The sequence below is a fragment of the Paenarthrobacter sp. NPDC089714 genome, from assembly GCF_044748905.1.
Classification (GTDB): Bacteria; Actinomycetota; Actinomycetes; order Actinomycetales; family Micrococcaceae; genus Arthrobacter.
The window spans coordinates 13,733-34,573 of the sequence record NZ_JBIVGX010000006.1 but is presented as its reverse complement, the minus strand read 5'-3'; the positions used below and the strand labels follow the sequence as shown (position 1 = coordinate 34,573).

At 61.0% G+C, this 20,841-nt stretch carries 16 protein-coding genes and 1 pseudogene; 9 read left to right on the top strand and 8 right to left on the bottom strand.

Annotated features, from left to right (window positions below):
* Positions 1–6 precede the first annotated feature (6 nt).
* The 7 genes from ACIPY3_RS12265 to ACIPY3_RS12235 all read left to right on the top strand — a co-directional run bounded on the left by ACIPY3_RS12265 (position 7) and on the right by ACIPY3_RS12235 (position 8,805).
* Entirely contained in the window at positions 7–1,416 is a 1,410-nt protein-coding gene (locus tag ACIPY3_RS12265; RefSeq protein WP_400334423.1) for a type IV secretion system protein, read from the top strand.
* Positions 1,409–2,887, top strand: a complete 1,479-nt coding sequence (locus tag ACIPY3_RS12260) for an SCO6880 family protein (RefSeq protein WP_400334421.1) — start codon at positions 1,409–1,411, stop codon at positions 2,885–2,887. The genes ACIPY3_RS12265 and ACIPY3_RS12260 overlap by 8 nt, the downstream gene beginning before the upstream one ends.
* Positions 2,884–4,341, top strand: coding sequence for an ATP-binding protein (locus ACIPY3_RS12255; RefSeq protein WP_400334419.1), 1,458 nt, complete (start codon positions 2,884–2,886; stop codon positions 4,339–4,341). The genes ACIPY3_RS12260 and ACIPY3_RS12255 overlap by 4 nt, the downstream gene beginning before the upstream one ends.
* A gap of 479 nt (positions 4,342–4,820) precedes the next feature.
* A complete protein-coding gene (locus tag ACIPY3_RS12250) occupies positions 4,821–6,131 on the top strand; it encodes a type IV secretory system conjugative DNA transfer family protein (protein WP_400334417.1) in 1,311 nt (436 codons plus the stop codon).
* 582 nt (positions 6,132–6,713) lie between these two features.
* Positions 6,714–7,859 carry an ArdC-like ssDNA-binding domain-containing protein gene (locus tag ACIPY3_RS12245; protein ID WP_400334416.1) on the top strand — a complete coding sequence of 382 codons (1,146 nt, stop codon included), beginning with the start codon at positions 6,714–6,716 and terminating at the stop codon, positions 7,857–7,859.
* A gap of 54 nt (positions 7,860–7,913) precedes the next feature.
* Complete coding sequence (locus tag ACIPY3_RS12240; RefSeq protein ID WP_400334414.1) at positions 7,914–8,420, top strand: single-stranded DNA-binding protein; 507 nt, start codon at positions 7,914–7,916, stop codon at positions 8,418–8,420.
* A 103-nt stretch (positions 8,421–8,523) separates the two neighbouring features.
* Positions 8,524–8,805 carry a hypothetical protein gene (locus ACIPY3_RS12235; protein WP_400334412.1) on the top strand — a complete coding sequence of 94 codons (282 nt, stop codon included), beginning with the start codon at positions 8,524–8,526 and terminating at the stop codon, positions 8,803–8,805.
* A 71-nt stretch (positions 8,806–8,876) separates the two neighbouring features.
* Here ACIPY3_RS12235 and ACIPY3_RS12230 read toward each other — a convergent pair whose 3' ends face one another.
* The 5 genes from ACIPY3_RS12230 to ACIPY3_RS12210 form a co-directional block, all read right to left on the bottom strand.
* Positions 8,877–9,377, bottom strand: coding sequence for a hypothetical protein (locus ACIPY3_RS12230; protein ID WP_400334410.1), 501 nt, complete (start codon positions 9,375–9,377; stop codon positions 8,877–8,879).
* Positions 9,378–9,506: 129 nt separating this feature from the next.
* Positions 9,507–10,013 carry a hypothetical protein gene (locus ACIPY3_RS12225; RefSeq protein ID WP_400334409.1) on the bottom strand — a complete coding sequence of 169 codons (507 nt, stop codon included), beginning with the start codon at positions 10,011–10,013 and terminating at the stop codon, positions 9,507–9,509.
* 19 nt (positions 10,014–10,032) lie between these two features.
* Entirely contained in the window at positions 10,033–13,596 is a 3,564-nt protein-coding gene (mobF, locus tag ACIPY3_RS12220) for a MobF family relaxase (RefSeq protein WP_400334407.1), read from the bottom strand.
* Entirely contained in the window at positions 13,593–13,934 is a 342-nt protein-coding gene (locus ACIPY3_RS12215; protein ID WP_400334405.1) for a hypothetical protein, read from the bottom strand. Before ACIPY3_RS12215 ends, mobF begins: the two co-directional genes overlap by 4 nt.
* Positions 13,935–14,483: 549 nt before the next feature.
* Positions 14,484–14,975: a hypothetical protein gene (locus tag ACIPY3_RS12210; protein WP_400334403.1), complete on the bottom strand. Its 492-nt coding sequence runs from the start codon at positions 14,973–14,975 to the stop codon at positions 14,484–14,486.
* Positions 14,976–15,180: 205 nt separating this feature from the next.
* Here ACIPY3_RS12210 and ACIPY3_RS12205 point away from each other — a divergent pair.
* Positions 15,181–15,663: pseudogene (locus tag ACIPY3_RS12205) on the top strand (FAD-dependent oxidoreductase); the annotation flags it as partial.
* Between the two features lie 814 nt (positions 15,664–16,477).
* Here the strand turns inward: ACIPY3_RS12205 and ACIPY3_RS12200 are convergent.
* Both ACIPY3_RS12200 and ACIPY3_RS12195 read right to left on the bottom strand, forming a co-directional pair.
* The gene (locus tag ACIPY3_RS12200; RefSeq protein WP_400334401.1) at positions 16,478–17,704 is read right to left on the bottom strand and encodes a Rieske 2Fe-2S domain-containing protein; all 1,227 of its coding nucleotides are present in this window, start codon (positions 17,702–17,704) and stop codon (positions 16,478–16,480) included.
* On the bottom strand, positions 17,697–18,653 hold the full coding sequence (locus ACIPY3_RS12195) for a PDR/VanB family oxidoreductase (protein WP_400334399.1): 957 nt from the start codon (positions 18,651–18,653) through the stop codon (positions 17,697–17,699). The genes ACIPY3_RS12200 and ACIPY3_RS12195 overlap by 8 nt, the downstream gene beginning before the upstream one ends.
* Positions 18,654–18,845: 192 nt before the next feature.
* On the opposite strand from ACIPY3_RS12195, the gene hisC reads away from it, so the two are divergent.
* On the top strand, positions 18,846–19,988 hold the full coding sequence (gene hisC, locus ACIPY3_RS12190) for a histidinol-phosphate transaminase (RefSeq protein WP_400334397.1): 1,143 nt from the start codon (positions 18,846–18,848) through the stop codon (positions 19,986–19,988).
* A 71-nt stretch (positions 19,989–20,059) separates the two neighbouring features.
* On the opposite strand, the gene ACIPY3_RS12185 is transcribed toward hisC, so the two are convergent.
* Positions 20,060–20,806 (bottom strand): FadR/GntR family transcriptional regulator, encoded by a 747-nt coding sequence (locus ACIPY3_RS12185; RefSeq protein ID WP_400334395.1) that lies wholly within the window; start codon positions 20,804–20,806, stop codon positions 20,060–20,062.
* Positions 20,807–20,841: the final 35 nt, after the last annotated feature.

Below are 20,841 nucleotides of genomic sequence, written 5' to 3'. Positions count from 1 at the left end.
TCAGCCATGCCTGTCGACTGTGACCTCAATGGTTGGTGGCCGCCAGGATGCGGACTCGTTTCCCAAGCGAACGACGGCATCCAAGGCTCCATCACATCCATCTTCGCCAACGTCCTCCAGAACATCGCATCGTGGATGTGGGGCTTCATTACGGGTGCCTTCACCGTCTCCGACGTCGACGACTCCCAGTGGACGGCCATCGGGGGACTGACCAACTGGTGGGTCATCGTCATGATGACCCCGCTCGTCGTGGTGATGATCATTCAGCTCTTGTCGGGGCTGCTCAGTCAGCAACCCAGGCGACTCCTACGTGCACTGATCGGGGGAGCGGCAGCCGTTCCTCTCGTTGCCGCCGCTGTGTACATCGTCCGTCAGCTCACCCGAGCGAGCGACCAGGCCTCGGCGGCGCTCCTGGAGTCGATCGGCACAGACCCGTACGTAGTCTTCATGCGGCTGTTCGGCTTTGAACGAGCTCCTGAGGGCTCAGGCCGAGAATGGAACGTCATCTCCCTCGCACCCGGTAACCAAGGTGGTGCGGTTGGTGGAGCTATCGTGACGGCGATGGCCGTCGTCGTGGTGTGGATACTGGCGTTCATCCTCATGTGCTCGATGATTTTCCGCACCTTCGCACTCGCAGTCCTCGCCGCAGTAGCGCCCGTCGCCCTCATGATGCTGCCGTGGGAGAAATCCAAGGTCTGGGCCGGGCGGTGGTGTGAAATCGTCGTCGCCCTCCTGCTGGCGAAACCTCTGGCCGCGACTGTTCTGGCAACCGCCATCAAGTTGTTCGCGGACTCGACATCGTTCGCGGGACTCGCTGCTGGCACTGTCGGTATGGTCCTTGCCTGCGGGGCTCCGTTGATGGCGCTCCGGCTCGTCAGCTTCGCGGGTGGGGAACTCGCCGCAGCAGCCCAGACCGCTGGCGGCGGACACGTCCTGTCGCGCGGCAACAACTTTGCCTCGCGACAAGTCAGTCGACAACTCGGCGGGCGACTAACGATCGCATCCATGATGGCCCGTTCCGCAATCTCTCGGCCAGTTCCGTCGAGCCGTCGGGACATCCCCACTAGAGCCCTTCCGCCATCCGTGCCGCTGCCGCGGAGTCTTTCAAGCACGACGCCGGTACACCGCTCGGGCGGCGACGTCGCCCTTCTGGAGGGGGCGCCGTCGGGCCGTTCCGACTCCAGCACCTCAGTCGTTAGGGGACAGGTGGTCACTGACTCAAGTGGCTCCACACCCTCGGCACCAACGAACCGCACTTCCGGCGGCACAGGCAAAGCACCATTCGCCGGTCAACGCCCAACCCCACGGGCACCCGAAGTGAGGACTCCGAACACAGCCTTGCCGGCGACTGAACTGCCGCCAATCAAGCACAAGGACACCTACAGGCCTCTACCACCGGACAAGTCCAATGAGTGATGAATTGCGGGCACTGGAACCCGTCAAATTTCCCAGGTACGAACGGCGTGGAATCTTCATGGGGCTGAAGTGGTATCAGCTAGTGCTAGTAGCCACCGGCGTTCTTGTCGCGATAATTGCCTCAGTTGCGGGCGGTCCCAGTGGCCTCGTAGTGACAGCCCCGATGTGGATGTCACTCGTGCTGCTCGGAGTCCTCCAGTACTCACGGATTCCGTATCCGATTTGGGGCAGCCTCATCGTCCTGTTCTTCGTACGGAGTGTTCTAGGGCAAACTCGCTACCTGGCTCGCCCAGAGCGCCCTGTCAAAGCAGGAAAGCTTGCGCTGCCTGGGGGCCTGGGTAACCTCAAAGTCCAACCGCTTTCCCGTGGGGAATGCGTGGTCCTCGACGCCCCGGGCAAGGAAGCCATCGTCGTGCTCCGTTGCAGCACTCGATCGTTTGCTCTGCTCGACGACGATGACAAAGCCTGGGCTGCACAGGCGTGGTCCAGGGTGCAAGCGGGGCTAGCCCAACGATCTGACGTCGCACGCATTGCGGTCCAGGACTACACCGTGCCGTACCCGTCGTCAGCGCTTCAGGATTTCTACGATCGGACTGTCACCGTTGCAGACGGCGAGCGCAGCTCGTGGGGGCAAATTGCGTATCAGGATCTGATCTCTGCGGCCGGGTCGGCGATGAGTCACGATGTTCTGCTGTCGCTCGTGGTGGACACATCGAAGTCCCGACGACGGATCAAGGAATCCGGCGGAGGGAAGAACGGGCTCGAACGCTTACTGCGTCTTGAGGTTGGCGCGATCACGACGTCGTTGGCAACTCACGGTGTCAGGGTTGATGAATGGTTGTCCGAGTCAAAGCTGCTTGGCGTCCTACGCGGAGCATTTGATCCTGAGACCCTCGCACGTGGTTCCTCAGAGCCGGAGCATCAGCCCAGAGACGAGATGCAGCCACTCCGTCACAGTTCCGGTCCGATGGCGGTCGAAGAGCACTGGTTGTACGTTCGAAGCGACTCGGGGTTCCACCAGACATTCTGGGTAGCGGAATGGCCGCGCCAGAAGGTGTACCCGGGCTTCCTGCATCCGCTTGTCTACATCGGCGACTTCAGACATACGGTTACCCAGGTGATCAGGACCGTACCGACCGTCGAAGCGCTCCGGGACATCCGCTCTGCCCAAGAAGTGCACGAAACGCGAAGGCGTATCAACGCTCGTTTCGATCGGCCGACGACGCGAGAGCAACGTGCTGAGGAAGAAGAGGTTTCTCAGCGGGAAGAGGAGATCGTCGCAGGACACGGCGATGTCAGACCCACGGCCTTCGTCACCATAACCGCCGAGTCTTTGGAAGACCTGGCCCGTCATCGCCATGAACTAGAGTCAGCGGCGGCTGGTGCGTTCGTCGAGTTGCGTCTGCTTGCCGGCCAGCAGTGGGCTGCGTTCATTGCTGGAGGACTTCCTTTGGGGCGGGGATTGCGATGAGCCTCAAGAATCAAGAGGTGACCTATACGCCGTCGGGCACTCGCTCGGAGCGGAAGGACGCCAAACGGGCGGCGGCAGCGGCGGCTCAACCCAAGAGAAAGCTCTTCCAGAAAGACGAAGACAAGGCCGCCGAACAACCAGACCGCGAGCGCCTTCGTGGTGACTGGGGGAGTCGAGAAGCCAACTCCTTGTGGGGTCCCCATCGACTGCGGCCGGCACCGCACCGAGCATCGACCATGACGTTCGCGGCCGCCTACCCGTTCATCACGGAGTCCGGCCTAGGCCACGAAGGTACCTACATCGGAACGGATGTCTTCGGCTCCGGCGCATTCTCGTATGATCCGTGGATTCTCTACGACAAGGGGATCATCAGCGGACCGTCGATCGTTGTCATCGGCACGGTGGGGACTGGTAAGTCGATGTGCGGGAAGTCGCTTGTTGCGAGGTCCATAACTTTGGGCAGGAAGGCGGCCGTGGCCTCCGATCCCAAAGGTGAGTGGGTTTCGGTAGCCAACGCTGTGGGCGGCAAGGTCATTTCTGTTGGTCCGGGTCGGTCGGCGCGTGTGAACCCGCTGGATGCTGGACCGAGGCCGAGTTTGCTGACGGACATGCAGTGGAAGGCCGTCGTGCGGCAGCGGCGCCGGCAATTACTCGTGGCTCTCGTTTCTCTCATGCGGCAGGGCACTCCGCTTCATCCGGTTGAACACACGGCTCTGGACATGGCGCTGATGGAAACGACTGCGGAGAACTCGACGCCGACACTCCCCATGGTGCTCGACCACCTGCTGCGACCGTCGCCGGAGACGCTGGCCCTGGTTGGCAGAGATGGGGGCGTTGCCGTTAGTCATTCGCTGCGGAGGACTGTTTCGGGTGACTTGGAAGGTATGTTCGATGCGCCCTCGACGGTGGCGTTCGATGCTGATGCGCCGATGATGGTGATGGACACGTCGGCTTTGATCGGTGCGTCCGAGCAGGCGCTGTCCTTGGCTGCCGCCTGCAGCGCCACCTGGCTTGAGGCGGCGGTGACAAACCCCGACGGCGTCAAACGGCTTGTGGTGTACGACGAAGGCTGGCGAATGCTCGCCGATCCCTACATGTTGGCGAAGATGAGCGAGCAGTGGAGGCTTGCGCGCACCTACGGGATCGCCAACCTGCTGATCATGCACAAGGTGGCAGACCTCAACGAGATCGGTGACAGCACGAGTGGCCATAGGCAGAAAGCGCTTGGTCTTCTGACAGAGGCGGACACTCGCATCATCTACCGGCAGAAGCACGACGCCATGCGGCTGACCAAGGAGGCCCTGGGACTCACAGAGGCTGAGTGCGACCACGTTGAGAACCTGCCCAAGGGTGTCGGGCTGTGGAAGGTGGGGAATCGGTCGTTTATCGTCGCGAACCGGGTGACGACCGATGAGCTTGAGGTCTTCGGTACTGATGATCGGATGCACCTGTGAGGACACGATCAGCAAGTCCTAATCCGATGGTCTCCGTTGGTTTGTGGGGGATTGCCGGTTATGTGGTCTTTTGCTTTCTCGCCCAGGCCGCTGCCTCATTGGCGACGCCTCGGCAGTGTGGCGGCAGGCCGCCGTCGTTCTTTAATCCGGTGGCCGGCGTCGGGCTGCTAGTAGGCCGCGTTGACTGGATCTCGCGGGAGTGTGCGCCTGACCTGGCTGCAGTCTGGTGGATCGTGGGCGGCGTGCTTGCCGTGGGAGCGGCGCTCGCCGTTGGGGGAGTGCTCGGCTGGAGGATGTGGAAACAATCAGGTGCGTGGCTCCGTCAAGACATTCTGGGTAGGGACGGCGTGGCTGGAAGGGCGGAGATTGTTCGTGACTTTGGTTCCAGAGCCGTCCGACGTCGTGGCGTGTACACGCGTCCCGGGCTGAGTCGACCGAGTATTCAAGACGTGTCGTGGACGCTTGGGCGCTCGCGGGGTGTGACCATCCACGTGTCCACAGAGGAGTCGATGGTTATTCAAGGTGCTCCGCGGTCGGGCAAGGGCCTGTATGTGGTCATCAATGCGATCCTCGATGCACCAGGGGCGGTGGTCACGACGTCAACGCGTGCAGACAACCTGGTAGTGACCATGCGGGCCCGAATGAGTGATGGGCGGCCTGTGACTGTGTTTGATCCCCAAGGCATGTCGGGGCTGCCGTCCACGCTTCGGTGGTCGCCTGTCCGGGGGTGTGGTGATCCGGATATCGCAACCCGTCGAGCCTTGGTGATTACTGCAGATACGGAGATGAAGGGTGAGAACGCGGCGTGGCAGAAGCGCTCGCTGATTGTTTTGCAGTGTCTCCTCCATGCCGCGGCTTTGTCGGGTGAGGGTATTGCTGCTTTCCGCCGTTGGTCCTCCAGCCCAGTCCTGGCACGCGAGGCTTTGGACGTCCTCGGCCGCACGGGAGCCGCGCTCGGTTGGCAGGCTGACTTGATGGGGATACTGGAGGACGATCCGCGCAATACATCGAACTCCTGGATTGGAGTCTCTGCAGCGGTTGCACCGTTGTCCTCGCCACGAGTATTGGCGGCGCTGAATCCGCAGGACGAAACCCAGGAGTTCGACCCGAAGGCCTTCATCAGACAGCGAGGGACGCTGTATTTGATAGGCACCCGGTCCGGAGCCGCGGCCGCAGGGCCCTATCTTTCCGCGCTGATTGACGACATCGACAACGCGGCCCGAGAGATGGCTTTTGTCTCTGCCGGCGGGCGGCTGGATCCGCCGCTGTCACTGATCCTCGACGAGATCGCCAACCTGTCTCCGTGGCCCGGGCTGCCCGTTGTTCTCTCTGATGGCGGAGGGATCGGCATCTCGACTCTTGTCGTCCTTCAGTCCTTATCCCAAGCACGTAGCGGATGGTCGATTGAGGAAGCGGCGACAATTTGGGACTCAGCCATCATCAAAGTCATCTTCGGCGGAGGGTCAGACGAGCGTGACCTGCGCTCGCTGGCGGGTCTGCTGGGGGAGCGCAGCCTTATCATGAACACCCGGTCCTGGTCCGCTCAAGGGCGCCAGGACGGAGAACAAATCCGGGATACTCCGGTAATCCGCCTGGACGAGATCCGTCGTCTGCCCGTTGGTACTGCCCTCATGCTCGGACGACGAACTCGACCCATACTTCTTGACCTGCGCGACTGGCACAAACGCAAGGACGCTGCTGAACTGGGCCGTTCGAAAGTTGAGACCGAGCGTGAGTTGGCTGCCGGTCACCTGACCCGGCAGGAATCGAACAGCGAGGCTGATTCATGAGTACCCAGGCGGATGATTCTGATTTCGAAGTTGGCCGCATCTCTGACCTTGACGACGAACTAACGGCGGAGCTCTTCCGCTCATCGTTTCAGTCCTCGCCCCGAACCGTAGGAGTTACTCGGCGCTGGCGGGATATGTCGCCTGAACAAGCTGAGGTTGTGTGGCAGAGCCTATTTGAATGGGTTCGATGGTTCGTCGCTACCTACCAATTGACGACCTCCGTTGTGCCGGATTGCTGGTGGCGGCATTCGGAGGTCGTCGCCGAGCTCTACGCGCTGCAGCGTGCCGAGGTGGCTTCTTTCACTCCTGAGGACTCGGGCTTCGGTCCGCTGGCCTTCCACGAGAGGCTCCCACACGCCGTCGAGCGTCTCCGAACCCACACGAGAACCGCAGGCTGTGTCGGTCTGCAGAGCCACAAGGAGCCGGTCACCAGGGTTGTACCGGCGGAACCGGCTTTCGATGACTGGAAATTGAGCGCTCATCAGTTCGGGGCCTGATCTGGTCATGGCGTCCTGGCCCGAACCGGACATGGATAGGTGATCCCTTCTCGGGGCTGACTCAGAAGTACGAAGGATGGCTGTCGTGGCCGCAGAAGCTGAACCGAACACTCACCGTTCAGGCGGGACTAACGACGGCGGGGCCGCGCCCAGCGTCCGGATGTCACCGGAGGAGCGCATCGCCAGTCTCACCGAAGGACTCCACTCTGCACTTGAGCAAGCTATTGAGTCGCCGGCTCGATGGCAGGTGTTGCTCGACGCCTCAGCCACTTTGTGGCGTTATTCAGGGGGCAACGTCGCCCTGCTGATGGCGCAGATGGCGCAGCGTGGTGCCGAGGAACCGACTCTCGTTGCTGGCTACAAAGAGTGGGCGCGCCATGGGCGGACCGTGCTGCGGGGCGAGCACGCGCTCTGGGTGATCGCACCGCGGACTGCTTCCATGCAGGAGTTGAAGATGGCCGATGGTCAGCGGAAGCTGTTGCCCGTGGCCCAGGCAGTTCCAGTTGATGCGGTCAGTCTTGGCAAGAAGAACGTCATCACGGGCTGGCGGGGACAGGCAGTCTTTGACGTTACTCAAACGGAGGGAACACCGATCCTGGTGCCGCGGGGCGCCGTTGAAACCGGGGAAAACTTGGACGAACTGTGGCAGTCCCTTTGTGATGTCGCGAAAGGACGCAGCTTCAGGGTTGAGGTGTCAGGTGTTCAATACGGCTACACGAGCGGCTATACGGACTTCGACGCTCGTCGAATCCAAGTTGGTCTGTGGATGAGCAGCGAGGAGCGGGTCGCTGTCCTTGCCCACGAACTAGGGCACGTCCTGCTGCATGGTCCCGACGACAGTGTTGGCCGCCTCTACGGCAGCAGCGCGAACCATCGCGGCTTGGCCGAAGTAGAGGCCGAATCGGTGGCTTACACCGTCCTCAGGGCTCATGGCATTGATCGTGGGCCACAGTCGGCCACTTACTTGGCCGGGTGGGCTGACGCGGTCATCAGAACCGAGAAGGAACTGCAGGAGGGGCGTGCTCCGACGTCGCGCGTGGACATCGCCAAGTCCGTGCTGGGGCGGGTAACGGCGGCAACCAAAGGCATTCTCGCTTTTTCGGATCCGCCTGGGTTTGGAGGGAAGTTCGCTGCTGTCGGTGCTTCGCCTGCAGTGACGGCTTCACCTACGTACGCTGGTGTGCCTGGACCGGACGCCTCGATGCCCGGCCCGGAGTTGGCCGGTCCCTGAACCAAAGAGATGTCCGATGGGAGAAGCCTGTCGGCGAAGGAAGGTAGATCGACCATGAACACAAAGATTCCCATCACCATTGCGGGAAACCTTGTCGCGGATCCTGAGCTCACGATCGGGGAGTCCGGAACGCCGCATGCGAAGATCCGGGTCGCCGTGAACCAGCGCATCCAGAATCCAGACGGCACCTGGCGTGACGGCGAGCCGGTCTTCCACAACGTTTCGGCCTTTCGCATGCTGGCAGAAAACGCGGCTACATCTCTCAAGAAGGGGGACCCGGTGACCGTTTCGGGCGAACTGGAATTCCGGTCGTACGACAAGGACGGCGAGCGCCGCGAGGCTCGTCGCATTATTGCGGACACGATTGGTCCTGATCTTAGGTTTGGGACTGCTACCTACCAGCGTTCTGCGCGTGCCGTCACGGAACCGGAAACCACCGTGGAGGCGACCGGTCCGGAGGCTACGACCGCGACGGGTTGGCCCGTTTACAACGTGACGACCAAAAGCCCGGTGGTGTCGTCCCCTTTCGGGGGGACGCCGGGGAATGAGATGTCGGCCTGATTCGGTCCTGCAACTCGCTGCCCACGTCGCATGTCGGTGACGTGGGCAGCTCGCTGTCTGGGGTCGAGTCCACGCGTTCGAATATATGTTCTAATCTTGATTTATGAGACCGAAGCAAGACTCCACCGCTTTCGCACGCATGGTGGCCCAGATCGAGGCCGACGACAATCACCCCAAACCGGACGACGGCAAGATCATCGAGCTCGACCTTGGTAAGCAGCCATTGGTTCGAGTGGGAGAAATCTATGGGCGGGCGACTAAGTACACGAGGTCGTTTGGGTTGGTGGAGTGGGTGGATGACCGGCGGGCCTATCACGTTCAGTGGTTCCCGGCGGGGCAGATCAAGAGGGTAGACAAGGAATCGTGGAGGGGGCGGCCGCTGTAGCTTGCTACATCAACACTGGCTTCTACACGATTTTTGTTCACAGAAGCCGCCCCTGCTCGTGGGCTCGGCTCCTAAATTGTTAGGTCTGCTCTCATCGCCTCTGTAAGTCCGTCTAAAGCGGCCTTGTTTTCTTCGTGGAGTCGGTGATATCGGTCTGGGTCATGAACGCCGTTCATGCTGTTCCGACCCCATTGAGCCAAATCGGCCAGGTAGTTTGCAACAAGAGCAAAGTCCGGTGCCAGTGCTTCGGGAAGGTGCAAATTGACTGCAGCGGACATTCGCCATATGCCTTCAGCTTCTTCACGCGTGGACAGGCTATCCGTTCGTCCCGTGTTCATGACATCCTGTGTCCAATCCAGGATCCGGCTGATCTCGTAAAAGAACAACTTGTACGCCTCGTACTTCTTCTCCCGCGTCCATATGTCGTGTTCATGTTTCTGAGCCCTGCGCCATTGTTCGGATTCTCGTTTGTGGGCAATTCCCGCGTTAATCATGGCGAAGATTCCTGCAACCACAGCACCCCCTAAGGCGCCAGCCGCCAGAGTGAGTAAGAACTTTGTAGTGTCGTCCATCCGGACACCCTACAGAACCAGCACCGGGAGCGAGCAAGGGTGACTCGTTGAGTCGAGATTGTGCGTATCCGCCACGAGAAACTTCTAGGTTCACAACTGACGCTGATTACCCGACTCAGCCACGGCCTCTCATGTGAGGGGAGCCCACGTGAGGACGTGGTCAGCTGCTATCGAGTAGGTTGCGGGCCACGGGGTGCCTGGGCGCACTTGGGAGGGATCCGGTCGGATCAGCAGTACAGAGCCGGGCCAGATGGGCTCTGGTAGCGCTTCGATCCAAGCGGGCTGGATGTAGTCGAAGCGGTTCCAGCGGATTGTGATCCAGGTTCCCGTTGGCTGTGGGCAGTCAACGCTGAGGACAGTCACTTCAGTCGTGGTCCCCGCGGTGTTCTTCAAGGATTCCAGTACTTGCCATTGGGCGTGGCTTGTAGTCTTCCACACGCGGTTGTCATGGATCCGCCTGTACCAGACGAAGGACAAGATGAGACCTGCAGCTAAGTCGACGACTAGGACCAAGCCAGTTGCGGGAAAAGCAAAGGCCATCGCAGCAAGAACGACGGTAAAGGACAGGGTCACCACGCTCGTGACGATCAGAGTGGGTGTCGCTAACTTCGGTTTGAGGACTGGATTCACTTGCATCTGTTGCTCCATGTCCAGTTTAAAGCTGCCAACCCGCGCTGGTAAGGCTTTGCTGGGTAGGCATTCCGCTGAAGGTCACGATGTCTGGCGTCTCGAGCGCCGATTCGGATGCCGCGTGAACTGCCACTTGGAGGTGTTCCCATTGCGATCGCTGTTCCCGCTCCCAGTCGTCTGGAGCCGTACCGAAAGGAATGGAGGAGTCGTGGATACCCCAGCGATCTCTGTAGACGGCAACTTCGCGAATCAAGGATGCGTTCTCGAACGCATCCGCATGTGGCCCGAGTTCCGTAATGAGGGCTGTCTTCCATTCAGGTTCCTCAAGTAGTGCTGCTTTGGCGACGAGATCTGTACGGTTCCCAATCCGCCGTCGTACTTGATTCAGAGTCTCTTTCAGATCGTCGCGCTCTAAGAAGAGCTGTTCTGACAGGGGATCGATGGATGCGTGGGGCATCGCGGAGCAGTAGCGGCGAAGGCGTGATTGGATAACTGAGGTGAGGTCATTGGCCGTGGCACCTGACCCGAGAGATTCGGAGAGCACCCGATGCGCGCCTGGGCGATTGGTGTTTGTCGCTTGGCGCCATGCAGCTACTGCCGCTCCCCATGCGGGGGAGGCCGGCAGGGTGTCAGCCAGGCCGGGCGAAAGGGTCCCGAGACTGTTTGCCAGATCGGCGCTCGCCGCTATCTGGGCCAGATAGTCATACTCGCGGTTGAGCCGCTCAAGACTGTCTGCGCGAGAGCGTTCACGTTCGCGAATCTCGTGGGCCGTTCGCTCAGCGCCTTCCGAGGCCAGGACTTCGCCAAGTACCGCCCGCCAGCTGGATCGCGCGCTCGGGTCAAGGATCTCGTCCTCGTCGGGGTCGTTCTCACTGACATAGACCGTGTTGGAGAGTCGTCCACGGGTCATGCTGACGTACAGAAGTTCACGGGTGAGTCGGCCAGGCGTGACGACGACGTGAGCGGAGTCCACCGTGATGCCCTGAGACCGGTGGGCAGTGGTGGCATAGCCAAGTTCTACCGACGACTCCAGGTATGAGGCACCGAGTTCCACCGTCGCACCGGTATCCGTCCGCTGAGCATGCAGGGATCGGTGACGTACGTTGACACCGAGTACTTCCAGGAGTGTCCCGTTCCGGATGAATGCGCCCTGGTCGTCCATAAGGGATCGATCATTCCGACGGGCAATGACGATGTCGCCGCTACCCGCCTGCAGCCCATCCCTGAGCACGAGTGTCTGTTCTACGTCGGCGTCGCCCAGGATCACCCTGTCGGCTTGGGCTCGCTGGTTGAGCATGCTGACCGTCTCGTTGTCGGGAGCGATCAGGACCGAAGCGTGCCCTGAAAGGACGTCAGCGTGCCAAGCAGCATAGGCGCGGTCCATCATGTCCAGATACATGCCGTGATTGATCCGCCCATGATGCTCGTATTCCTTGAGCGCGTAAATGTCACCTTCACGAAGACACACAGAGGCAGACGCCTCCCATGCGTGCTGGAAGCGCCAGACCGAACTCAAGCGGGCGGCTTTCCCTTGTCGGTCGAGCCAGCCAAGGACCCCGCCAGCGTCGATGGAATCAAGCTGAGCCGGATCACCGACCAACAACACCTTCGCCTGAGCCTGTTTGGCTTGTGACACGATGGCCGCGAGCTGCTGAGTTGAAACCATAGATGCCTCGTCGACCAAAACAAGCTGATTCGCCCTGAAGGTCCACAGGGCCTGCTCTGCTGCCAACCGCGTGATCCGTTGCTCGAGAAGAGACTTCGCAGCGTTCGTAGTCCCCTGTGACGTGAGTTGAGACTCTGCATCAAAGAAAGCCGAACTCCTTTGCGCCGCTCCGGTACCCACAGACTCATAAAGCCACTTGGAGACATTCTCGGTGACCATGGCCAACTCCGAGCCAAGAACCTCGGCGCTCGCAGCCGCTGGACCCAGGCCGACAACGCTGCCTGCACCGAACTGCAGTTCCCAAGTAGCTTTGATCGCGCCGAGGGTTGTGGTCTTTCCCGTGCCAGCCGGGCCAACGATGGCGTCCAGTCGATGAGAGCTCAGCAGGACTTCGGCGGCCGCGGACCTTTGGTCTTCGTGCAGCTCCGACGTGCCGTCCTTTCTGTACGAGGCGAGTGACGCCATGGCGACATTCGCGCTGACAGCCGGGCCGCCGTCGTCGTCTCTTGCCGCAAGAATCTGGTCCTCGAAGGCGAGGGTCGCCTCATCCGTGTAGACGCGTGATCCGTGAAAATCGAAGACGCTCCGGTTGGCGAAACGTAGATCGTTGGCAGCCTCGGGAGGGAGGCTGTAGCGGTAGTCGTTGAGCGGCACCGACTGGAGCTCCGCAGCGGTGGCGACGCCGTCGATCGTCGCGTTGCGGTCCTCAGGGGAGGCGCAACGGATCTCGGCGCAAACGCGCTCGGCTTCCGCAATTAGGTTCCAGCGATTCCAGGTGGAGCGCTTAGCGGCCACGCGTTGACGGGTGACACGCCCGACGGAGGCAATCCAGTCAGGGGCAATGTCGTCTATTCGGAAGGGTCGGTTGTGCGATCGGCGGATCGTAGAGGCGACGACTCGCTCAGGGTCAAAGCCTTTGCTCCGTGAGCGATCGCGCCAGGTAGCCGAAAGCTCGCGTAGGGGTGAGGGTGTGGCTTCTTTGGAGTTTCGTGTGGAGAGGGTCGCTTGTTGCCGCAGCTTGACGGTGGTTGTTGCCGATGGTCGGGTGCCGTGTTCGGCGATCCATGCGTTGACCAGCCGGTCGGTCTCGACGTCGATGAGTCTCGATCGGTTGGAGAATTCGCGGATGAGGGCGTCGTCGATGCCGGTCAGCTGTTGGCTTGGGTTGTGGGTGTTTCGGACAGGAGCGCGGATGTCCGTTTCGGTTCCGAGGTTTTGTTTCAGGGCGTCGAAGAGCAGGCCGTTGTAGTGTTCGCTGGCGGCGACCACTGCCTTGTAGAGGCTTCGCGAGTCGAGTGTGGTCCAGGCGTTGTCGGTGATGCGCTGGACGCGGTTGGCGATTACGACGTGGGTGTGGAGTTGCGGGTCGCCGGCCCGTGATTCCCAATGGTCGAAGGCGGCGGCGATGACTCCTCGTGTTCCGAGGTGGGCGATGCCGTTTCGTCCGGCGCGGGTGTTGATGACAAGGTCTTCGAGCCAGCGGAGCGTTGCTTCGACTGCCTCGTGGTGGGTTTGGAGGATCTGCTCTTGGAGTCGGCGTGGGCTGAGGGCCCAAAGTGCGGAGACTGATTTGGGGACGCTGAAGGTGAGGTCGAAGCCGGCGACGGCGTGGTTGGTGTTAGTTTGGCCGTGGTTCTTTTGGGTGATGGTGGCTTCGCCGTAAGCGCGGCCAAGGGGCGATGCTGTGTCGGGGTACTGGGCGTCCTGGAAGATTGACCTTGCGTCGGATTCCGTGACTATCTGTCCGGGCGTTCGGTTGATGCCGTCGAGTCCGCGACCGATCCAGCGGCCCTGCGGTGTGCCGGTGGCCATGTAGTAGCTGATGGTGTCCGCGGGAGTGGGGCGGGCGTCGTCGAGCATTGTCGACTTGAAGAGGTACTTCAGCCCGGACTTCACTGATAGTCGGGCGATGGACATGGTCATGCACGAAGCGCCCCGGTTCTGCTCTTCCTGGGCAGCCAGCCTCGACGGCGGAGGATGCCGACGGTCGTGGGGTCGAGGGCTACGCCCTTCACTTTTGACATATGAACCAGGGCTGCCGCCACGTGTGCGAGATCCTGTACGTTCGTACGCTGGGCTCGTTTCAGTCGGAGGACCTCGTTGTGGAGGAGGCCGTTCCGTGTGTCGAGTTCGTCGTAGATGGCGTGGAGGCGCTCGAGTTCGGTCGACTGGGAGCGCAGTTCGGTGGTTAGGCGATCAACGCGGTCCTGCCCTGCCTCCGGCTTTAGGCTTTCGGATGCTCCCACATTCTTCTTGTTCACGACCGTTCATGGTGCAGGCATCGGCCGCGTGCATGACGATTCTCCTCAAATTGGGGGCACCGGCCTTGGATGCCAGAGGTGTGAGACGACTGAAGGCCTCGCACCTCTGGGACTAGCGGTACGTTGTGACTCAGTGCCAGGACAGGGGCTGGCACTGAGTCACGAGGGACGACGGAGCAGCGCTCGGGTGCTCGAATGGTTGTCAACTTAGGGTCTATGACCTCGATACTGTGCCGTCAGGTATCGGCAAATCGAACCCAAACCTGCCGCTAATCAGCACAGAATCTGACGTCAGGTTGGGGTGTACTTCAATCATCCAAGCCAGATGGGTGAAGACTGTAGCTCGAACGCCATTTTCGTGTCACCTTCGCGGGCTGGGTGGCCCGGACGCATGGGAAGTCACGTCTCCCGGGTCGAAACCTCACCAATGATCGACGTCGAAAAACGCAGGATTCGAATCGGCTTGATGCGGGCGGTCACTTGCACCCGATTTGGATTCGTTCGTCCGGTGCAGGGTTTGGACGGTCATTGGGGATGATACAGAGCGGGTCACGTCGATGGGTGGCTGCGGTCTGAGGCGAGAACTACGCTGGCTTCGTGGACCTGATGGGTTGGTCCAGAGGATGGCCTCGTGATGGCTTCACAAAGCACGATGGCGGTTTTTTGGCCGAACTCATAGGGACGCAAATCCAGGCCCGCAGGATACGAGTCGTGAAGGTTGTCTTGGGAGCTGAGCAGCGTTGCGAGACTCACCGTTCCTGCCGGGCGGCCGAGCCGCGTCAGGGCTGCCTCCGCGCGGAGGGCGACGTCCTGCCATCCGAATAGTATTGAATCGACGTCGCCGTCCGAGAGCGCATGGGCGAGCGACGCGTCAAGTTCGCGGTTCGTTGGGAAATTGCTGACGACCTCCACAACAGGGTGGATGTTCTGGCGGGTGCACCATTGTCTGTATCCGGCCACTATTTGCCGTCCCCACGAGTATTCGTCACCGGGCTCAGGGCAGATCAGGGCGACGTGGTGGGCGCCTTGGGAGGCCATCACGTCGAGAATTTCACCGCATTTTCTTTCGTGTTCTATCTCTAGGGTCTTCCATCATGGCATCAACCAGTATGGTGCCGTCCACATGGGTCCAACCAGGCCGGCCCGCTGAGTGATCCGAAACAAGGGTGAGGTCGTATCCGTGCCTGGCGGCTTCGTCTGCGGCCCCTAAAGCGAAAGGCATGTAGAAGGACATGTTGCGTACCCGCTGCGGGACGTACAGTGCCACGGCACCTGTGGTGTTTTCGCGCAGCTGCCGGGCGGCGCGATTATGGACGTAGCCGATCTTGTTGACCGGCCGTTCTGGCTGGACACGAACCCGGAAACGGGCCGCAACATCATGAGCACTACCCTGACCGATAAAGTCACGCGCGGCACGTACCTGTTCGATAACGGCCCAGACCAACAAGCCCTGATCTGCCTGTCCTACACCTGGAACGACGACGCCCTGAAGTGGCTGCCCCTGACCCCGGAGCAGCGCGCCGAGACCATGCTGCGGGCCCTGGCCGAAATCTATCCCGAGGTAGACATCCGCAGCCACATCGTAGGGAAACCGCTAAGCATCTCCTGGGAAAACGAACCCGGATTGGCGGGCGCGTTCAAAATCAATCTCCCTGGCCACTACCGGTACCAGCGCCGACTCTACACACACTTCATGGAACAAGCACAAGGCCGCCAAGACCACGGAATCTGTGGTGAAATCGCTGCTGAACAGCACGTTGCCATTGGGTCACAGCAGGGCGTGTTGCCGGCCTTCCCAAGGGCCGCGCGGCCGGAACCGTCGGCGGGGCGGTTCCGGGGCCCGTTGTCCATCATGGAGCGGCATCACGGACCCAGCGATAGTGACGTCAATTCCTGCGGCTGGCTCGGGAGACCACCAACCCGCGACCGGGCAAGTGGTTTGCCGGCCCAGGGGTGTGGTCCCTCTCTGCTGCGGGAAACGGAACGGAACCGATCCATTCTCTTTTCACGTTTCAGAAGCCTGTTCTGAAGATTGCTCAGTCGGAAGGGAGGTGCCTGTCATGAGCCGATGGAGCGACTCTGTCCCCAGGCCAACCAGTCCTCGGGAAGGGTTCGTGCGCACAACAACTCCGCCCGGTTCTTCGGGCAACGGATCCAGGTCCACGAGCGGATCGTCTACCCATACCCACGGTCTATGGCCGGCGAACCTCTGTATGCGGCGTAGTTTGTTGAACTGGGCCGGTATGTATGGCCATGGCTTGCCGGGAAGGGATAGTGCGGGGGTGAATGCCACATGGGCGTTGGCCCCCCATTCCGAAACCCACACAATGTCGTAGCGTTCTGCAAGCTCCGAAATCAGTTCCCTGGTACCGACTGGAATCAGCACCTCCCTTGACCACTTCCCGGCCGCCGTGACGTGCTCGTTCACTGCGGGCAACGTGGCAGCTTGTTCGAGAGCGATGACTCCGCCCACACCAAGCATCAACAGAGGACGGGCTCTGTCGTCGGCTACTTCCGTCGGGGTTCTGGCTGCGCCTTCGGAGTTAGTCATCTTTGCCCGCATCGGTTGATGAGGATGAGGCAGGGACCAGGAAGTTGCCGCCCGTGATGGCGACTGTTTCCACAGCCGCGTCTCGAATGATGCCTGCGGGATCTGCCCCGGATTCGACGGCCCGGATCTGTTTGGCCATCATGCGCCTGATCATCGCCACACCTTGGTCGGTCGTTGAGAGGTGGTCATCGGCGTGGAAGGAGATGTCGCCCTGGCTCTTCTGCGCCTCGTAGTCACCGGGCATGCTCTGGTGCTCGTCGTCGGTGAGAGTTGCCCAGGGCTTTCCGTCGTGGGTGGAGCGAAGCTTGGCCAGGAATTCCGGGTCCTCACTGACTGCCAAGGTGTAGATCCGGAAGTTCGAGTCGTCCTCCGGGACGACCCAGCCGATCATGTTGGTGGTTCCGCCTGCAAGCTTCGGGCTGGGTACTACCCGAAGGTTCGGGAACATCACTTCCGTGACTCGACGGAGGACGCGGGACTCGTCGAGTACCCGGATCTGGGTCGAGCGCACACCATTGGGCGTGTATTCGTAGGAAACTTCGGGCATCAGTGCCATCTCAGCGGTGAATTGCTCGCCACTGAAACGGGCGTGCAGGATCGGTACATGGAAGGGGTCCATGACGTTTTCCCAGTGCTGGAGCCAGTTGAAGTCCAAAGCAGCAGGGCCGCCGCCGCCGACACCAGCGTCGTTGACAATCAGGTGCTCTCCGTCAGCGAGATCTTCAAAGACGTCGTAGCGGGGCAGCAGAGGCTTCTTTTCAGGCGGGCCCATGTAGGCCCAGATAAGTCCGTACCGTTCCTGCAGGGGGTACCAAGGTTGGCGGACCTTTTCGCGGTGAAGGCCAAGCCCTGGTTCGCAGGGCTGTTCAAGACATTGCCCCTCGGGTGAGAAGAGCCAGCCGTGGTAGCAGCAGCGGATGCCTTCCTCCTCGACGGCTCCGTAGAACAGGGAAGCACCCCGGTGGATGCACCGGGGGTGCAGCAAAGCGGCCGTCCCGTCTTTTCGAGTCCGGAAGAGAATCAACTCTTCGCCGAGTACCTTGATCTTGCGGGGCCTGGACGTCGCGTCACTTGAGAGGCCCACGGGGTGCCAGTAACGTCGCAAGACCTCTCCGTAGGGGGTTCCAGGGCCTACCTCGGCCAAGTGACGCAGCGGGCCGTTGGGCTTGAGACCATAGCCGGTCCCGGTATCGAATTTCTCCTGCACTGCTTCAGACATCGAGTTCCAACTCCTCAGACACGGCCCGCGAGACGCAGACCATCATGGTTTCGTTTGCTTGCTTTTCCTCTGGTGAAAGGATTGAATCGCGGTGGTCGACTTCTCCTCGAAGAACCGCGAGTTCGCAGGTCCCGCAGGCGCCTTCCCGGCAAGAGGACGGGACGGCGAGCCCCTGTCCTTCCAGTGCGTCCAGGACGCTTTCATCTGGATTAACGGTGACGGTTTTGGCTGAGCGGGCGCATACGACGTTGAAAGCACCTTCGCGCAGTGCCGGCGCCAGTTCAGCTCCACGGAACCTCTCGGTTCGAACGCGCTGCCCGGCGACCGCTGCAATCTGTTCGGCTTCGCTGATCATGCGTTCCGGCCCACAGCAGTAGATGGCGGTTGAACTATCGACACTGTGGATGTGATCGGCCAGAACCAGCCGGCTTCCTTCGTCGCTGGCGTAGACCGCGACGGTACTGCCGTATGAGGCCAGTTCATGGCCAAAGGGCATGGCATCGCGCGAGGGCACAGCGTAGGACAGTCGCCAAGGTCGTCCGTGTGCTTCGGCGAGGGTGATCATGGGCAGGAACGGCGTGATTCCGATGCCACCGGCCAAGAACAGATAAGCCTCTGCGTCCACGAACTCAAAGTTCGACTGGGGTCGGCTGAGTGTGAGGACATCACCGGCGCGGACGGACTGATGAATATGCGCCGATCCTCCACGACTGTCGGATGCAAGACCAACACTTATCCGGTAGGAAAAACGATCCCGTGGGTCGCCGCTCAGCGAGTAGGAACGGGACAGGCCCGGGGAAAGCTGCACGTCCACATGTGCCCCGGGCTGCCATTCCGGCAGGCTTTCGCCGTGCAGGGCAACCAGCACCAGGCTTACGACGGAATCAGCTTCCCATTGAATAGCGCGGACGCGCATTTGGAGCTGCTCGGACGCTTGGTCTGCGTTCACTTCATTGTCCCTTAGCAAGGTCGTGGATGCTGTTCTCATTGGGGCACCCCGGCCCCGTCACAACCCAGAAGCCGCTGTGGCGAATCGTTCATGGGCGGGTTCACCTCATCGTATTGAGCAATAAGACTAAATGGTTATAATCAATATGTCACTATAGATTCATCGCCGTGTCAACCGATGCGGTGAGAGCAAATGAAGGGCTATGACGTGGGTGAACTGCGGCTACGAAAAGAACTGAGTGTGATTCCCGACTACAAGGCAGGGAAGGCGGCGCCTTCGGCCACGGGCGGCGAGGACATGTTCAAGTTGTCCTCCAACGAGAATCCTTTTGGGCCTCTGCCATCGGTGGTGGAGGCGGTGGCAGAACACGTGGGCGCAATCAACCGTTATCCGGAGATGGCAGCCTCTGCTCTCACCGCCGCAGTGGCCGAGCGCTACGGTGTTGACCCGGCTGCCGTGGTTTTCGGAAGCGGCTCCGTTGAAGTGGTATCGCAGCTTATCCGCGCGACTGCCGGGAGCGGCGACGAAGTTCTCTTCGCGTGGCGCTCCTTTGAGGCCTACCCGCTCTTGGTTCTGGCCGCAGGTGCTACTCCGGTCCGGGTTCCCCTGAATGAGGACTTTGGGCATGACCTGGACGGATTCCTGGAGCGGATCACTGAACGCACGCGGCTGATCCTGTTGTGCAATCCCAACAACCCCACGGGAACGATGTTGGGGCACGAGGAAGTTGAGCGTTTCCTTGAGCGTGTCCCCAGCGACATTGCCGTGGTCATCGACGAAGCCTATGTGCAATTCAACCGCCGCCCCGATACGGCTGATGGGGTTCGCTTGTTCAAGAAGTTCCCGAACGTAGCCGTGGCACACACTTTCTCGAAGGCCTATGGTCTGGCCGGACTTCGGGTTGGATACGCAATTGCACCCGAGAGCTTGGCCAGTGCGCTGCGCAAGGTCGCGATTCCTTTCGGCGTGACACAACTGGCCCAGGTCGCCGCCCTGGCGTCACTACGGGCTGAAGCCGAGTTGGGGGAGCGGGTCGATTGGATCGTGGGTGAGAGGGACTTCGTCGTCGACTCCCTGAAGAAGAAGGGGTGGCGGGTACCCGATGCGGAAGGGAATTTCCTCTGGCTTCCTTTGGGGGCTGCGACGGTCGAAGCTGCGCAGATTCTTGAAGAACATGGAATCCTCGTCCGTCCGTTCGCCGGGGAAGGCTTGCGGATCTCCATCGGTGGCCCAGGCGCCGCAGACGTGATCGTCAAGGCCGTGGATGCCCTGGCTGACAAGGGCCTAACGGGTGGAGCGTTCGAGCATGCCTCTCAGGAAGCTGCACAGCGGTAAGTCTCCGCTCGTGCAAGAAGGGTTCTGCGCAACCTCACCGAGGAAGAACAACGCAGAACCCTTCTGTAATCCTAGAAGCCGGGGGTCCGGTGCGCGAGGACTGCCCGTCGAGCTTCGTCCTCATCCTGGGAGCGGATGGCTTCCACCAGGTCAAAGTGGATACGCAGGCGGACATCGGTGTCGGGCTTAAATCCGGGGACATCCAAGGAGGCAGTGGGCATCTGGAGTTGGCTGCTTTCGCCGTCGATGTAGTCGACCAGGTTCAAATAAAACGTTCTAAGAACCGCATTGGGTGAAATTTTGGCGATCCGCCGATGCAGCGTCCAGTTGCAGTGAAGCCCCCGAACGGGATCATGCCAGACCGAGGCAAGCTCGCCCATGATGCGGTCCAGGTCCTCCAGGTCCCCGGTGGTTCTGTGTTTGGCGGCATCGAAGACGACCGCTTCGTCCAGGGCATCCAGAACGGCAATGACGTCGTTCACTGGTGCGCCCTCACGACGAAGCTGCAGAACGCTGTGGGCAAGCCTGAGCAGTGGAGTCTGATTTGCCACGAACAGGCCGCCGCCAGGGCCGGGACGCGCCTCAATGACGCCTCGACCCCTAAGCACCCGCAGGGCTTCGGCGAGAGTCGCCGGCGCGACACCGAATTGTTCTGCCAGGCCTTGTTTGGTCCCAATCTTGTGACCAGAGGGCAGCTCATCACGAGCGATGATCGCTTCGATCTCCTCTACCACCGCATCAGCCACGGACGGCGCAGTCCGAAGCCGGGCCAGGGGAGTCATCACAGCGCGGGATTCGGTACCGGGATTGGCGGTCATCTTAAGTGTCCTGACTCTGCGGGGGGGCCGTAAGC

Bases quoted from the DNA above. Each gene is read 5' to 3' on its own strand.
- ACIPY3_RS12265 (WP_400334423.1), top strand. From the start codon at position 7: ATGCCTGTCGACTGTGACCTCAATGGTTGGTGGCCGCCAGGATGCGGA.
- ACIPY3_RS12260 (WP_400334421.1), top strand. From the start codon at position 1,409: ATGAGTGATGAATTGCGGGCACTGGAACCCGTCAAATTTCCCAGGTAC.
- ACIPY3_RS12255 (WP_400334419.1), top strand. From the start codon at position 2,884: ATGAGCCTCAAGAATCAAGAGGTGACCTATACGCCGTCGGGCACTCGC.
- ACIPY3_RS12240 (WP_400334414.1), top strand. From the start codon at position 7,914: ATGAACACAAAGATTCCCATCACCATTGCGGGAAACCTTGTCGCGGAT.
- ACIPY3_RS12235 (WP_400334412.1), top strand. From the start codon at position 8,524: ATGAGACCGAAGCAAGACTCCACCGCTTTCGCACGCATGGTGGCCCAG.
- ACIPY3_RS12230 (WP_400334410.1), bottom strand. From the start codon at position 9,377: ATGGACGACACTACAAAGTTCTTACTCACTCTGGCGGCTGGCGCCTTA.
- ACIPY3_RS12225 (WP_400334409.1), bottom strand. From the start codon at position 10,013: ATGCAAGTGAATCCAGTCCTCAAACCGAAGTTAGCGACACCCACTCTG.
- mobF (WP_400334407.1), bottom strand. From the start codon at position 13,596: ATGACCATGTCCATCGCCCGACTATCAGTGAAGTCCGGGCTGAAGTAC.
- ACIPY3_RS12200 (WP_400334401.1), bottom strand. From the start codon at position 17,704: ATGTCTGAAGCAGTGCAGGAGAAATTCGATACCGGGACCGGCTATGGT.
- hisC (WP_400334397.1), top strand. From the start codon at position 18,846: ATGAAGGGCTATGACGTGGGTGAACTGCGGCTACGAAAAGAACTGAGT.
- ACIPY3_RS12185 (WP_400334395.1), bottom strand. From the start codon at position 20,806: ATGACCGCCAATCCCGGTACCGAATCCCGCGCTGTGATGACTCCCCTG.